Raw genomic sequence first — 15065 nt, 5'->3', positions numbered from 1 at the left:
AGTAATAGACACAAGAAAGGCTTTAACAAACGTTGAAGCCTTTTTTATATATCATATATTTACAGATCGATCTGCAAATTCATCACAGCAGGGTTTTTAATCACGTCATCCATACTGGTTTCGAGGGTGACCTGTCTTCTATCGGCTGAGATAACTGCTTTAGGGTTGTTTATCTTTCTGACAGGTTTTGTAAAGTTAAGAACCACCTTGTAAGGCATATCAATAAACATAGCTTTTGCCACCGCAAGCTTAGCACCGGCCTTTTTTAAAAACAAGCTGAATTTGCTTTTGTCAACCGTACGGTAAAATTTTTTATCAGTAATTTCATAAGCGTAATAATCCTGCCCGAGGGTTAAAGACGTTTCTTTGGCGGCGGCTGCGCGTGTAATAATCTTCTTGTCCTTATCCGGCCCTACAAACTCAATAGGATTATTAACTGGTATGGTTGATATATGCTGTACGTAGTATTGCAGATCAGCATTGTTCTTTGCTTCATGCTTAACGCTGACTTTCATAACATTGCGCTTAAGATCCATATTTACAGCAAGCTTACTTGCAGATGCCATGCGCATTTCCTCTGCACTTAGTTTTGCGGCAGAACTATCGGGAAGGGCAGCATATAAATTTAGCGACGTATCTTTGGCAATAGCAAATTGTGGGGTAGCTTTTACGCTATCTGTTAGCAAATTGGTTAATATTGATACTGCCTTGCTCATGTCAAATCCGTAAGTAATATTGCATGAACCATCCGGCCTAAAGTCATAACGCTCTTCAATATCAACACATGAGCTTAACAGGCAAATGCCGCATAAGATGAGTAAAAGGCGCAAACTTTTCATGTGTGATACGGGCGTTAAAAGCTATACATAAAGTTAAATGCTTTTTATCCAAATATAATACTAACCACGGTTAAACGTTCTATTAATCACCTCAATATCACTTTTGGCGATAGGTTTTAAGGTTTGGCTATAAAAAAGTAATTTTGCACCCTTAATTATGGCACACCAGGTACCCGACGATGGCTCATTGCTTCCTTTAATGGAAGAATTTTATACAATACAGGGCGAAGGCTACAATACGGGCAAAGCTGCGTATTTTATTCGCCTTGGCGGCTGCGACGTAGGTTGCCACTGGTGCGATGTAAAGGAAAGCTGGGATGCCGAGCTGCACCCGCTTACAGCTGCCGACCGAATTGTTGAAAATGCATCGCTTCATCCCGCAAAGGCCGTGGTAATTACCGGCGGTGAGCCTTTGATATACAATCTCGACTATCTAACTCAAACACTTCATCAACGCGGCATCAGAACATTTATAGAAACTTCCGGAGCGTATCCACTATCTGGTAGCTGGGACTGGATTTGTTTATCGCCCAAAAAATTTAAGGCACCGATGCAGCAAGTGGCAGATAAGGCCAATGAGCTTAAAGTGATTATTTTTAACAAATCGGACTTTGCCTTTGCCGAGCACAACGCCAAGTTGGTTGGGCCAAACTGTAAATTGTACCTGCAGCCCGAGTGGTCGAAACATCAGGAAATGACGCCGCTTATTGTGGAGTATGTGATGAACAACCCGCACTGGGAGATATCATTACAGACGCATAAATATCTTAATATACCGTAATAGTGTAACTTAGTGTACCGATAAACGTATCAGTACACATGCGTCTGCTATTTCTATCCATTCTTTTCCTTGTAGTTACTTGCTTGCAATCATTTGCGCAGAATAACAGGTACTCAACTACTAACAAAAAAGCTATAGAACATTTCTTGAAGGGCAACAGCCTCATCGACGAGCATTTGTACGATGAGGCAGCTGCTGAGTTTCAGGAAGCAATAAAAGACGACAACAAGTTTACCGAAGCGTACGCCATGCTGGGCGATTTATATCGCATGAAACGTCAACATGGATCAGCCGTAGTAAATTACCAAAAGGTATTATCAATTGCACCGGATTATAACCGGGCCATCTACCTTAAGATTGGCGATTCGGAAATAAGTGACGGGAAATACGCCCCAGCGCAGCAACACCTCGAAAAGTATTTAACCTATCAGGACATAAGCCCTCAAAATAAAAGCCTTGCGGAAAAGCTAATTGCGGACTGTAAATTTGCCATAAATGCAATGCAGCATCCGGTAACCTTCAAGCCGGTAAATATGGGGTCCGCAATAAATACGGCAGATGACGAGTACCTGCCGGTTGCCACTGCGGATGAAGCGCAGATTATCTTCACGCGCAAGGTCAACAAAAACGAAGATTTTTATAAAAGCCTGAAACAGGCCGACCAATGGCAACCAGCCGTATACTTAAGCGATGTAATCAACACGCCAAAATATAATGAGGGAGCACAATCGATATCGCAAGATGGGCGCTACCTGTTTTTTACGGGATGTAATCGCCCGGATGGGTTGGGTCGTTGTGATATTTACATTGCTCAAAAGGACGGCAATGATTGGAAGAAGCCTTTTAGCTTAAGTGCCCCGTTAAATACTGGCGGGTGGGAGGCGCAACCGTCCATAAGTGCTGATGGACGAACATTATATTTTGTAAGTAACCGTAAAGGTGGATACGGCGGCTATGATATATGGAAATCAAAGTTAACCGAACAGGGTTGGGGTGAGCCAGAAAACATGGGGCCAAACATCAATACGCCGTATGATGAGCAATCGCCATTTATTCACCCCGATGATAATACGTTTTACTTTTGCTCAAGTGGCTGGCCGGGCATGGGCGGGCGCGATTTATTTGTTAGCCGCCTGGGAAAAGATGGTAAGTGGCAAAAACCGGAAAACTTGGGTTACCCGATCAACTCGAGCGGCGATGAAAACGGCCTTACCTTGACCGCAAACGGCGCCTATGCCTTTTTTTCATCTGATAACCTAAAAGGGTTTGGCGGGTTTGACATATACACTTTTGAGATGCCCGCTGCAATACGGCCAAATATTGTGACGTATGTAAAAGGCACGGTAAGAGATATTAAAACAAAGCAACCATTGGAGGCTGCAGTAGAGATTGTTGACTTACAAAGAGACGCAGCCGTTTACCAGGATTACAGTTCGGCCGATGAAGGCAAGTTTTTGGCTACTTTGCCTGCAGGTAAAAACTATGGTTTGAATATTTCGAGGGAAGGTTACTTATTTTATTCTGATAACTTTTCGCTGATAAACCTGAAAGATAAGCGGGCATTTAACATTGAAGTAATGCTGTCGCCAATAGAGGTGGGCAACAAGGTAGTTTTAAAGAACATATTTTTCGACACCAACAAGTTCGATTTAAAGGATGAATCAAAAACCGAACTGCAAAAACTGATGGAGTTTTTAAAACTTAATCCGTCTGTTAAGATTGAAATTTCCGGCTATACAGATGATGTAGGAAATGATGAATTGAACACCAAGTTATCCGAGAACAGGGCGAAAGCAGTTTATCAGTACTTAACAATGCATCAAATAAACGCGTCACGGCTGGTTTACAAAGGGTATGGCAAAGCCGACCCAATAGCGCCAAACACTAATGACGATAACCGCAGCAAAAACCGCAGAACAGAATTTAAGATTATTGGTATGTAAATGAATCGAAGAGCTGAATGATCTGCAAGAGTATCGACGGTAACATAGGATGTAACTACAGACATGTGTCATGCCGATGCATATCGGCATCTTATCAGATCGGTAAGATGGGATGCTGAAACAAGTTCAGCATGACCTATTTATTTAACATGAGTCAGTCTGAGCCTGTCGAAGACCTTACCAAGTGGCGAGTGTTTCGACAGGCTCAACATGACACTTACTATCTACATTGGTCTGAGTTTAAAAGGCACGTCACATTCCAACTAAAGACTTTTATAAAATACAAATGGCCATTCTCAAATATGAGAATGGCCATTTATAATATATTGTCATTTAATTTAAGCGTAAACTTCCTTGTTTGCAGAAGCCAGTGTGTTTTTTAATAATCCAATAATTGTCATCAAACCAACGCCACCTGGTACAGGAGTGATCCATGACGCTTTTTGAGACACACCTTCAAAATCAACGTCACCAAATAACTTAAATCCAGATTTGCTTGTTGCTGAAGTTTCGCGGTTCATGCCCACGTCAATAACTACCACGCCATCTTTAACCATATCGGCAGTAATAAAATTCTTTTTGCCAATGGCTACGATCAATATATCGGCATCAAGTGTAAATTTTTTAATATCGGGTGTGCGGCTATGGCAAATGGTAACCGTGCAGTTACCGGGTGCAGTATTACGCGCCATTAATATGCTCATTGGCGAACCTACTATGTTGCTGCGGCCTACCACTACGCAATGCTTACCGGCGGTTTCGATGCCGTACTCTTTAAGCATCAGGGTGATACCGTATGGCGTTGCCGGGATAAAGGATGGCAAATTACGCTGCATACGGCCCAGGTTAACAGGGTGGAAGCCGTCAACATCCTTGCGATGGTCGATACGCTCTGTTACCTTCTCCGGATCAATGTGTTTCGGCAATGGTAACTGAACAATAATTCCATCAATATCGGCATCAGCATTCAGCTCGCTTACCTTTTCCAATAGTTCATCTTCCGTAACAGTATCCTCGTAGCGCACCAGGGTTGATTTAAAGCCAACCTTTTCGCAATTTTTCATTTTGCTGGCCACATAGGTTTCGCTACCACCATCATGGCCAACCAATACCGCAACCAAATGCGGCTTGCGGCCAGTGCGCTCCAATATTTTTGCTGCTTCTTCAGCAATTTCGCCCTTAAGTTTTTCTGAAACGTATTTTCCGTCTAATAACTGCATGAGAGAGTTGAGATATAAGAATCAAGAATCAAGATAATACGAAAAACGTCTTGAATCTTGACTCTTAACTCTTGGTTCTGTATTAATCCAATTTTAACACCGCCATAAATGCGCTTTGCGGTATCTCCACGTTACCCACCTGGCGCATGCGCTTTTTACCGGCTTTTTGTTTTTCCAATAATTTACGCTTACGGGAAATATCACCACCGTAACATTTAGCCGTTACATCCTTACGGATTGCTTTAACGGTTTCGCGTGCAATGATCTTGGCACCAATTGATGCCTGTATAATAATTTCGAACTGTTGACGTGGTAAAAGCTCCTTCAGTTTCTCACAAATCTTTTTACCAAAGTCGTATGAGTTGCCACGGAATATCAATGATGACAAAGCATCCACAGGTTCGCTGTTTAATTTAATATCAAGCTTCACCAAATCACTTTGGCGGTAACCTATCTGGTGATAATCAAAAGATGCATAGCCTTTTGATATTGTTTTAAGCTTATCATAAAAGTCAAATACAATCTCGCCCATTGGCATTTCAAAAATCAACTCAACCCTGTCTGACGTTAAGTAAGACTGGTTTGTAATGCTACCACGTTTTTGAATACATAACGACATTACTGGCCCAACAAACTCAGCTTTGGTGATGATTGTTGCTTTTATATATGGTTCTTCTACAAAATCTATTTTGCTCGGATCGGGTAGGTCTGAAGGGTTATTAACTATGATAGCCTCACCACGAGTATTGTGCGCAACGTACGATACGTTGGGAACGGTAGTAATAACCGTCATGTTAAACTCGCGCTCCAGGCGTTCCTGAATAATTTCCATGTGCAGCATACCCAGGAAACCGCAGCGGAAACCAAAGCCTAAAGCGGCAGATGATTCCGGTTCGAATACAAGCGAAGCATCATTTAATTGAAGCTTTGCCATCGATTCGCGCAGCTCTTCGTAATCTTCGGTATCAACCGGGTATATACCGGCAAATACCATTGGTTTCACTTCTTCAAAGCCTTGAATACCTTGCTCACAGGGGCGGTTTATCGTTGTGATAGTATCACCAACCTTAACCTCGCGCGATTCTTTTATACCCGAGATTATGTAACCCACATCACCGGTTTTAATAACATCTTTAGGTTGTTGTTTAAGTTTAAGCGTACCAACTTCCTCAGCAATGTATTGCTTCTCTGTAGCGAAGAATTTTACCCTGTCGCCTTTGCGGATCTCGCCATTTACCACCTTGAAGTAGGCAACAATACCACGGAAAGAGTTATAAACAGAGTCGAAGATCAAGGCCTGCAAAGGAGCTTCAGGATCGCCAACGGGGGCTGGCACACGCTCAACAATTGCACGCAAAACATCATAAACACCCATACCGGTTTTACCGGATGCGGCTAAAATATCTTCGCGCTTACAACCAATCAAGTCAACAATCTGGTCTTTAACTTCCTCTGGCATAGCACCAGGAAGGTCCATTTTATTCAACACCGGAATAATCTCCAAGTCGTTCTCAAGTGCAAGGTAAAGGTTTGATATAGTTTGCGCCTGGATACCTTGTGCAGCGTCAACAATAAGCAAAGCGCCCTCGCAAGCCGCAATTGAACGTGATACCTCGTAAGAAAAATCTACGTGGCCGGGCGTGTCAATCAGGTTAAGAATATATTTTTGGCCGTCCAGTTCGTAATCCATCTGGATGGCGTGGCTTTTAATGGTAATGCCGCGCTCACGCTCAAGGTCCATATCGTCAAGCAATTGGGCCTGGCTTTCGCGCTGGGTAATGGTGTTGGTGTATTCCAATAACCTATCGGCAAGTGTGCTTTTACCGTGGTCAATATGGGCTATTATACAAAAGTTACGTATGTGCTTCATTCAGCCGCAAAAATAACTTTTTAAGCTGATAATTTGTTATGGTTTTAAGCGAATTAGCTAACTTGATACACACATATGCTCAACCCTGCAGTTAAGGCGCACATCAGTTCCAAAATATCAGTTAATATACAAGCTGCCACACCTGTAAGCGGCGGCGATATTAATGCTGCCTTTAAACTCGAAACGGATCGTGGTCCATACTTCCTTAAACTAAACAACTCTAGTAAATTTCCTGAAATGTTTCTGCGTGAGCAAGAAGGTTTGAATGCTATTATTGCGACAAATGAAATAAAGGCTCCAAGGGTAGTTTTACAAGACGAAGCTGATGGTCTTACATTCTTACTTTTAGAATGGATTGAGAGGAGCAAAGCAACACCGGCAGCGCTAGCTAAACTTGGCGCACAACTGGCCGCTTTTCACAAACATAATAATGGGGAGTTCGGGTGGCGAAACAACAACTTTGTAGGCTCACTTGTTCAAATTAATAAGAATGAGAGCACTTGGTCGACTTTCTTCATCAACCAACGACTGCAGCCTCTTGTGAAAAACGCTTTTGATAACGGTTTGCTTGGCAAGTTGGATATCCGCAACTTTGAGCTACTTTACAAACAGCTAAATAATTTATTTGGAGAAGAAAAACCATCAATAGTGCATGGCGACCTGTGGGGAGGCAATTATCTTTTAGACATCAATGAAGACCCATGGCTTATTGACCCAGCCATTTATTACGGGCACCGGGAAATGGATATTGCCTTGACTCAATTGTTCGGCGGCTTTGGTAACGATTTTTGTCTGTCGTATAATGAAGTGAATCCGCTTCTACCGGGCTGGCAGCAACGGGTGGATCTGTGGAATTTATACCCTTTACTGGTTCACTTAAATTTATTTGGAGCCAGCTACGCTGGGCAATTAAGACATAATTTATCTCAGTATATTTAATCAACCAATTCTACAAAGACCGGCGTTTCGGACACTTTTAGTAATAACTTACCATCTACGGGTGATACCTTGCTTGTGTTCATCATATTGCTGCCAGCCTGCGGTATGTGCACCAACGATGTTTTATGGCCAGTCATATCAAGTTTATAATCAGTCACCTTGCTTTGCTGATCGGGAACCACAAGTACGTACATGGTTTTGCTTCCCAACTTATACCTGTCAACCAATGGGTTGGCTGATACAGTGCCTGCATACCGGTAATTGCCCATAAGTTTATTTACCTGCAAAATAAAGTCGGCGGCGGGGCGACGCTTTGGGCTTTCGGCCAGGCCCGACGTCATGTACTGTTCTTCGCCATTTTTTTCGGCATCAAATAATTGGTAAAAGAAAAGCCTGTCAATACCATGCCTTTTATACATCAGGGCGGTACGCAGTATCCAATCTGCCTGGGTTTGCAGCACAGTTTTATTGCCAATAGCCGGCGCATGCTGGTAACTTTTAGGATTGATATCGTATCCTGTTTCTGTTAACCAAACCGGCATACCATTGGCAATCTTGACAAAGCCATCGGCTACTTTGCAAGCTCCGGATAGTTCTGGTGCAACACCGGTTGTAGCTCGCTGATGGGAAAATATGTCGCCATCGTTTACGTACCAATGGTAATTGATCACATCAAAACAAAGGTTTACTTTGCCGTTTGGCAAATAGCCACGATTGGTTTTACACCAGTTTATCATACGGCGCACATAGCTGGTATCGGCCGTTGCAAGGCCGCCCATAACAACTCTCATTGCCGGGTCGGCAGTTTTAACACCTGCGTTTTTGCCCAGCGTACCTTTATGCCCATCATAAAATGCCGACATGTTTGCGGCATATTCTTCCGGCGTTTGCGTGGCGTTATTGCCCTTCCACCAGCGGTCGTTCTCATTTCCGCATTCTATGTACTTTATATAACCAAGGCCAATTTTTAATGCATTTACCGAGTCATTTGCCCAGCGTGGCCGGGCATCAACCTTTACCAATGCAGGGTCAACATTTTATTATAGCCATAACGGGCCGCAAACTGAAAGGCCGTGCGCGCTTGTATAATATAGGATGCCGGTTTGCTTCTGTCTGCTCCAAAATCAGCCGGCACGTTTTCGTCATCCCGCTCATCGGCAGGGTAGGTGTTCATCATCCAAGCCGGCAAATTTTTCAAGTCTGCCAACACCAGGATACTATCCTGTTTGCACCGGGCATACATTACATCGTAGTACCAACCGCCATCGTAAGTTGGGTTGTAAGTGTAATTGCCCTCACTATTTTCCAGCTTGTTCCAATTCATGTAATGCCTTACGGCGCTAAAGCATTTAATAAGCGCCATGTTGGCCTCGTATATTTTGTCTCTTTTGTTTGGTTCCGCAGGATTTTCCTCAAAGTTCCATTCATAGCTGTTTACGCCAAACATGTTTTTAAGCGGCACGGTATCCATCGTAGCGCCTGTATCTGCCCAACTAATTATGCTCACGCTATCTGCAACAAGATTTTTGGACTTGTTACTGCGGCAGCCAGATAAGCCCACCAAAACAATAAGCAAAAGAGTAAACAAATTATGCAAGGCGGCAGATTTCATAAAGTAACTATGAATGTGAAACAATGAAGTGCTATTTAATAACAAAGCCGCCTAGGGGCGGCTTAAGTACTTTAACTGTTTATTTTAAAACAGCATTTCGTTAGGAGGAGTAGCGCCTTTTAAACGCAGGTAAACGGTAGTTTGGCCACGGTGGTGTGTTTGGTGCTCAAAGCCTTTAAGTAATAATATGCCGCTTTGCACTTTCATATCCTTACCCATGGTAACGGTTTCTTTAAGCTTAGCATCAGGCATGGCTTTAATGGTAGTAATAACCCAGTCATAGCCATCCATTACCGCTTTGGTAACTGCTTCTTTATTTTGAGGTGTAGTTTTCTCTAATGATGTTCTGCCAAGCGGGCTTTCCTTTCCTGTTGCTACGCCTACGAAAAAGTAATCGGCATCAGCTAAGTGCAGCATTTGTTCAGCAAATGATTTCATTTCGGCGCTTGGCTTAAAGGTGTATCCATCAGCAGGCATAGCATCCAAATAAGCCTTTGTGTAAGCTTTGCCACGAGTAAAATCGGCAACCAGTTGCTCTTTTGTTTGGGCAAACAGGCTTGTACAAGCAAGGGTAAGTACAAGCGCTACTAAGTAAAATTTTTTCATAATTGCTTTATTGGTTTTAGTGTATTAACTGCTAAGTTAGGTAATTTTTCCTCAATCAAACTTGCAGAGTTTATTGAGATTGTTGGCCGCCGATGATACGCATTCTGAAGCAATTCATGGCCGTTTCGCCAAGGCGCGCAACAAGTTTGTAATTAGCAATTGCACCCACAGCTGCACCAACAACGGGCAGTAGTTGGGCCATCTTGGCAAGGTCAATATAATCACGGTACTCTTGCTGAAAGGTGCGCCAATCGAAACTGTTCATATCAACAGGGAGTGTAGCGGTATAAGTTTCCCAGCTTTCTAATATCTTAAATATCTGCACTTGCCGTTGCTTACTGCAATAGGCTAACTGAAACACGTACAAGAGGTATAGGCGCTCTTTGTAATCTTTTACATCAAAGCCATAAAGCGACGCAATATTGAAAAGCAGTTTCATCTTGATAGCTATCAGCGCCGTGAAATCTGCCAGACCAATCAAAATGCCGCCCGCGCCGGTAACTGCACCTTCAACACTGGCTGTTTTGCGATAGAAATTAATTTCCTTTTTAACATAGCTTTCCCGCAGAATAAGCGACGCTTCAGCAGGCATTTTAAAGCCGGTAGTATACTTTACGCCGAACATCATAGCCTTAACCATTTTTTCAATGGCGATAGTTACAGCGTTATGCACTTTATCGGGAATGTAATTGTTCACCTTGTTTTGCAGGGCCTGAGCAAGGCGGCCCGCAACCGACGGCTTCTGCAATATCTTATGCTTCCACAGCGCTAATTCAGCCGTTACTTGTTGCTCATACGATTCCATTGATTGTCTGGTTACGAATTGGTATAATATTTCTCGCTCATGTACTTATTAGGCTTTAAGTACAGGTAATCATTTTTAAAATCTATGATGATATTAAAGCGTTTTAAAACATCGTTGCCAAGGTAATTAATTTCGATGCCTAAAGGGTTTTGCCTGTTTAAGATAAGTGTCGGTACGTTTGTCAGACTCAAACCATTAAGCATTAACTGCGGTACCGACACTACTTTGATCTCATACTTTACCCCGCGAGGATCACTTATGTATGACGACTTTATTACCTTTAAGCTTACCATTTGCTTTTGTGTGGCAGCCCAGCTGCTATCTAAAATCACGGCCTGTTCAGATCCCGTATCCATAGCAAAATTACCGGTAATCCTTTTGCCGCCTATCACTATAAAGCCGGTAGCATAGGGAAACGAACGTACAAAGCAAAGTTTCGACCTACCGTACTCACGGCCAACTTTTGCGGGTTTCGACCGAACGATTATCAAGCCTTTGTCGTAATCAAGCGCAATCTGTTTGCCTTCAAATACGTTCCAGCCAAAACGGCCATCCATTTCCTTTGCGGTTATATTAGTTGATAAAACAGGAGCATCGTTTAACACCATGGTACCCATCTGCAGGGTTTTAGTGGCATTCAATCTCCTGTAATCTGGCGCAGATGTGTTAGCCAGCAAATGTGTTTTATTTAAGATAGCATCTTTGGTTAAATGGAAATCAAATGAACTTAAATCAAAATGCAATTTTAAGGTATCTGTCTTATTTAATACTGCTTTTACAGCTATTGCGTTGTAGGCGGTAAGTGTAAAAGGTATGGTATCTATCTTGTTTGTGGGCGAATGCGCATTGGCGGGTATAGCGCTTGCAATCTGTGTATAGCACGAATCTTTCCCGTTAAGCAATACCACAAAGTTGAATTTTGAGCCGGGCTTAACTTTTACTTTTATCGAATCAATGTCTGTATAAAAGGTGACCCACTTTGTTTCACGGGTACGATCGGCCGTATAAACATCAGGTTTTATGCCGGGCGAAAGCGACCATGCGTTTCTATCCAGATAGCCGCCATCATTAATTGCTACGCGCCTTGAAGTAGCCCTTATAACGGATAGTTTATGCTGTGCGTAAGTATTCAAAGAAAAAAGAAGTAGAAGTGACGATAGGCAGGCCAGTTTCATAATTGTAGAATATGTATTGATAAAAATAGCATTTTAGTGTCGGTTATTTTTGATGTCAATTAAAACAGGCAACATAATTTATACGTATGTTTAGACATGCCAACTAAGGATAACCGCTTTTATACTGATTTGCCGGCAAGCGATTTATCACTTTGCCAACTATTTGCTACGCCGGGCCTGTTTGCAGATGTACCGGATAGCTGGTCGGTAATTATTACGGACATCAAAGGTTCAACAAATGCCATATTAAATGGCCGGCACCATGATGTTAACCTTATTGCAACGGGTACTATTGTTACTGTTTTAAATATAGTTTATGCTGCAGATATAACCATTCCGTTTTTCTTTGGGGGCGATGGGGCAACCTTTATAGTACCCGCGCATATTGCAGACAATGTTATGCAGGCACTATCAGCATTTAAGACAAACACCTACAACAACTTTAAGCTCGATCTTCGTGCAGGAATAGTAAGTGTGGAGGATGTTTATAAAAATAATGCCGGTTTACATATAGCTAAACACAGCATATCCAAGTCCTTTACCATTCCGGTATTGTTGGGCAGTGGCTTAAGCTATGCCGAACAACTGATTAAAGGCCCCCAGGCGCTTCTTTCGACGGAGGTATCAGAAATCGAGGAGTTTGACCTTACCGGTATGCAATGCCGTTGGGATCGCATTGGTCCGCCTAAAAACAAAGAAGAAATTGTGACGCTGTTGGTTGTTGCCAAAAATGCAGAACAGTCTGAAGCGTTTGGCAAAGTAATGGACGCCATAGATAACATTTATGGGCCCCTGTTTAAAAGGCAACCCATATCCATAAGCAAATTAAGGCTCAATGCTACCTTCGCGCGGCTCGGTATTGAAATGAGGGCTAAGCTTGGCAAGGTGAATTGGCTGCAGCTTATTAAAGAGTGGTTTATTATGGCTTATGGGCGGATTTATTTTCGCACAGCAAGCGGGCGCCGTTATCTTAAAAGCCTTGTAGAAGCTGCGGATACGCTGGTGATAGACGGCAGAATTAACACCGTAATATCCGGCACGGTGCAACAGCGCAAAGCTTTGCAGGATGTACTTGATAAGCTGGAGGCCGAAGGATCCATAACTTTTGGCATGCATATCAGTAACGCCTCCATCATGTCATGCTATGTGCGAAATCTTAAAGATGGGCACATCCACTTTGTGGATGGTTCTGAAGGTGGTTATACCCAGGCAGCCAGGATGCTTAAAAGTAAGCTAAACCATTAAAATAAGAATGCCCGATATGTTTTAGATACCGGGCATTTGTTTATGGCTTAATGTTGTTACTCTCCACGTTTTAAACCAAATTTCTCAATCTTGCTATATAAGTGACTGCGTTGAATATCTATATCATCCGCAGTTTTTGATACGTTCCAATTGTTCTTCTCCAGCTTGAACTTGATGTATTCGCGTTCGGCGTAATCTTTATACTCCTGGAAATTGGTAAATTGATCATAGTTGGTTTGCGGTGCCGGTGCGGTTGCTGCATCTGCAGGGGCTGCAACAGCGGGGGCAGACGGATTGGCAAAAGCCTTTACATCGCTATCTGTGATAATCTTATCACTCAAGATAATTAAGCGCTCAACCATGTTGCGCAATTCACGGATGTTACCTGTCCATGGTAGTGATTTTAGCGCTTCAAGTGCCGCGTCAGATATTTTTTTAGTAGGCATACCATACTCTGTGCATATCTCTTCAAGAAACGCTTGCGTAAGTAAACCAATATCGTCGCGACGCTCCGTAAGTGGTGGGACGTGTATCAAAATAACACTTAAGCGGTGGTACAAGTCCATACGGAAATTACCGGCTTCAATTTCTTTCAGCAAATCCTTGTTTGTGGCCGCTACTACACGTACATCAACATCAATTTCCTTTTCGCCACCTACACGCGTAATTTTATTTTCCTGCAAGGCGCGCAGTACTTTGGCCTGTGCCGATTGGCTCATATCACCAATCTCATCCAGGAATAAAGTACCTCCATTGGCTGATTCAAACTTACCAATACGTTGTTTTATTGCCGATGTAAATGAGCCCTTTTCGTGCCCAAACAACTCGCTTTCAATTAACTCGGAAGGGATAGCGGCACAGTTTACCTCGATGATAGGCCCGTTTGAACGGTTCGATTTTTCATGCAGCCAACGTGCTACAAGCTCTTTACCGCTACCATTTGCACCGGTAACCAATACACGTGCATCTGTAGGGCCAACGCGCTCGATGGTTTCTTTAATCCTTACTATACCCTGAGACTCGCCAAGGATGGGGCGTACCTTTGATACTTTACGTTTTAATACTTTGGCTTCAACAACCAGGCTTCCCCTGTCAAGGGCGTTACGAACGGTAATTAATAAGCGGTTCAAATCAGGTGGTTTAGATATAAAATCAAATGCACCTTTTTTGCTGGCTTCAACGGCTGTTTCCACGGTTCCGTGGCCGGATATCATGATGAAAGGCAGATCGGGCTTTATGTTTAAACCTTCGGTTAGTACTTCCATACCATCCATGCGGTTCATTTTTATGTCGCAAAGCACCAGGTCGTAATCGTTCTTGCGGATCATCTCAAGGCCGTCCACGCCATTATCCACATCTTCAACCGTATAATCTTCGTACTCTAATATTTCACGAAGTGTACTACGGATAGACCGTTCATCATCAATTATTAAAATTTTAGCCATGTGTTTTAAACTGAATTGGAGGTAGAATGTTTGCGCCTAATATATAAAAATGTATAGTTTTTTAAACACTGTGGTTCAGTGAGTGGAGAGTGGTTGAATTGGAGGATGGTTGTTAGCGCGATAGCACAAATATTTAAATTTTTAGCACTTTTTCTAAACAATAAAATCCCCCTTGCGGGGGATTTTATACAGCAGCAAATCTGTAAGCCGGGTTCTGTACTCTTTACAGAGCTTCTATCATTAATCTGGTTTTACCGTCGCCGGCAAATTCAATCAACCTACCCATTCTGAACTTTACAGCCAAAGCCGTAAGTGGGAGCGAGCAGCCCCGCTTTCAGAACCTATTTGGTTTTTCAACTCCTGAGGTTTACCGCAATTCCGGTCGCCCGGAAAAGCCGTGAGCTCTTACCTCACGTTTTCACCCTTACCCTTGCGGGCGGTATATTCTCTGTGGCACTTGCTGTCGCCGGCTGCCGGCGCCTTCCCGTTAGGAAGCAGGATGCTCTGTGTTGCCCGGACTTTCCTCCGCCCCAAACAGGGCAGCGATAGAACGTTTTGCGGTACAAAGATAGGTAATTTATACTT

Annotated in this window: 13 protein-coding genes and 1 other RNA gene; 4 read left to right on the top strand and 10 right to left on the bottom strand. The window is 43.0% G+C overall.

Annotated features, from left to right (window positions below; all coding sequences use genetic code 11):
* Positions 1–59: 59 nt before the first annotated feature.
* Positions 60–839 (bottom strand): hypothetical protein, encoded by a 780-nt coding sequence (locus FPZ43_RS02430; protein ID WP_146380250.1) that lies wholly within the window; start codon positions 837–839, stop codon positions 60–62.
* Between the two features lie 157 nt (positions 840–996).
* Between FPZ43_RS02430 and FPZ43_RS02425 the strand changes: the two genes are divergently transcribed.
* Positions 997–1620: a 7-carboxy-7-deazaguanine synthase QueE gene (locus tag FPZ43_RS02425; RefSeq protein WP_146380249.1), complete on the top strand. Its 624-nt coding sequence runs from the start codon at positions 997–999 to the stop codon at positions 1618–1620.
* Positions 1621–1658: 38 nt separating this feature from the next.
* A complete protein-coding gene (locus FPZ43_RS02420) occupies positions 1659–3563 on the top strand; it encodes an OmpA family protein (RefSeq protein ID WP_146380248.1) in 1905 nt (634 codons plus the stop codon).
* 338 nt (positions 3564–3901) lie between these two features.
* Here FPZ43_RS02420 and FPZ43_RS02415 read toward each other — a convergent pair whose 3' ends face one another.
* Together FPZ43_RS02415 and lepA are read right to left on the bottom strand one after the other, a co-directional pair.
* Positions 3902–4783: a bifunctional 5,10-methylenetetrahydrofolate dehydrogenase/5,10-methenyltetrahydrofolate cyclohydrolase gene (locus FPZ43_RS02415; protein WP_146380247.1), complete on the bottom strand. Its 882-nt coding sequence runs from the start codon at positions 4781–4783 to the stop codon at positions 3902–3904.
* An 82-nt stretch (positions 4784–4865) separates the two neighbouring features.
* Positions 4866–6653, bottom strand: a complete 1788-nt coding sequence (gene lepA, locus FPZ43_RS02410; RefSeq protein WP_146380246.1) for a translation elongation factor 4 — start codon at positions 6651–6653, stop codon at positions 4866–4868.
* Between the two features lie 75 nt (positions 6654–6728).
* Between lepA and FPZ43_RS02405 the strand changes: the two genes are divergently transcribed.
* Positions 6729–7592: a fructosamine kinase family protein gene (locus FPZ43_RS02405; protein ID WP_146380245.1), complete on the top strand. Its 864-nt coding sequence runs from the start codon at positions 6729–6731 to the stop codon at positions 7590–7592.
* Here FPZ43_RS02405 and FPZ43_RS02400 read toward each other — a convergent pair.
* The 5 genes from FPZ43_RS02400 to FPZ43_RS02380 form a co-directional block, all read right to left on the bottom strand.
* Positions 7589–8614, bottom strand: coding sequence for a hypothetical protein (locus FPZ43_RS02400; protein ID WP_146380244.1), 1026 nt, complete (start codon positions 8612–8614; stop codon positions 7589–7591). The two genes, FPZ43_RS02405 and FPZ43_RS02400, sit on opposite strands and share 4 nt — an antisense overlap.
* Positions 8608–9204, bottom strand: a complete 597-nt coding sequence (locus tag FPZ43_RS02395; protein ID WP_146380243.1) for a hypothetical protein — start codon at positions 9202–9204, stop codon at positions 8608–8610. The genes FPZ43_RS02400 and FPZ43_RS02395 overlap by 7 nt, the downstream gene beginning before the upstream one ends.
* 84 nt (positions 9205–9288) lie before the next feature.
* A complete protein-coding gene (locus tag FPZ43_RS02390) occupies positions 9289–9810 on the bottom strand; it encodes a DinB family protein (protein WP_146380242.1) in 522 nt (173 codons plus the stop codon).
* Between the two features lie 70 nt (positions 9811–9880).
* Positions 9881–10615: an EcsC family protein gene (locus tag FPZ43_RS02385; RefSeq protein WP_146380241.1), complete on the bottom strand. Its 735-nt coding sequence runs from the start codon at positions 10613–10615 to the stop codon at positions 9881–9883.
* Positions 10616–10626: 11 nt separating this feature from the next.
* Positions 10627–11748, bottom strand: a complete 1122-nt coding sequence (locus FPZ43_RS02380; protein ID WP_146380240.1) for a hypothetical protein — start codon at positions 11746–11748, stop codon at positions 10627–10629.
* Positions 11749–11886: 138 nt separating this feature from the next.
* Here FPZ43_RS02380 and FPZ43_RS02375 point away from each other — a divergent pair, with 138 nt between their 5' ends.
* Entirely contained in the window at positions 11887–13035 is a 1149-nt protein-coding gene (locus FPZ43_RS02375) for a DUF3095 family protein (RefSeq protein ID WP_146380239.1), read from the top strand.
* Between the two features lie 56 nt (positions 13036–13091).
* Here FPZ43_RS02375 and FPZ43_RS02370 read toward each other — a convergent pair whose 3' ends face one another.
* Together FPZ43_RS02370 and rnpB are read right to left on the bottom strand one after the other, a co-directional pair.
* Positions 13092–14480, bottom strand: coding sequence for a sigma-54-dependent transcriptional regulator (locus tag FPZ43_RS02370; RefSeq protein ID WP_146380238.1), 1389 nt, complete (start codon positions 14478–14480; stop codon positions 13092–13094).
* Positions 14481–14667: 187 nt separating this feature from the next.
* Positions 14668–15042: RNase P RNA component class A (rnpB, locus tag FPZ43_RS02365), an RNA gene on the bottom strand.
* Positions 15043–15065 lie beyond the last annotated feature (23 nt).

The sequence above is a fragment of the Mucilaginibacter pallidiroseus genome (assembly GCF_007846085.1).
Taxonomy (GTDB): Bacteria; Bacteroidota; Bacteroidia; order Sphingobacteriales; family Sphingobacteriaceae; genus Mucilaginibacter; species Mucilaginibacter pallidiroseus.
Note: the sequence above shows the minus strand (reverse complement) of the source record. Positions and strands in the feature narration are given on the sequence as shown.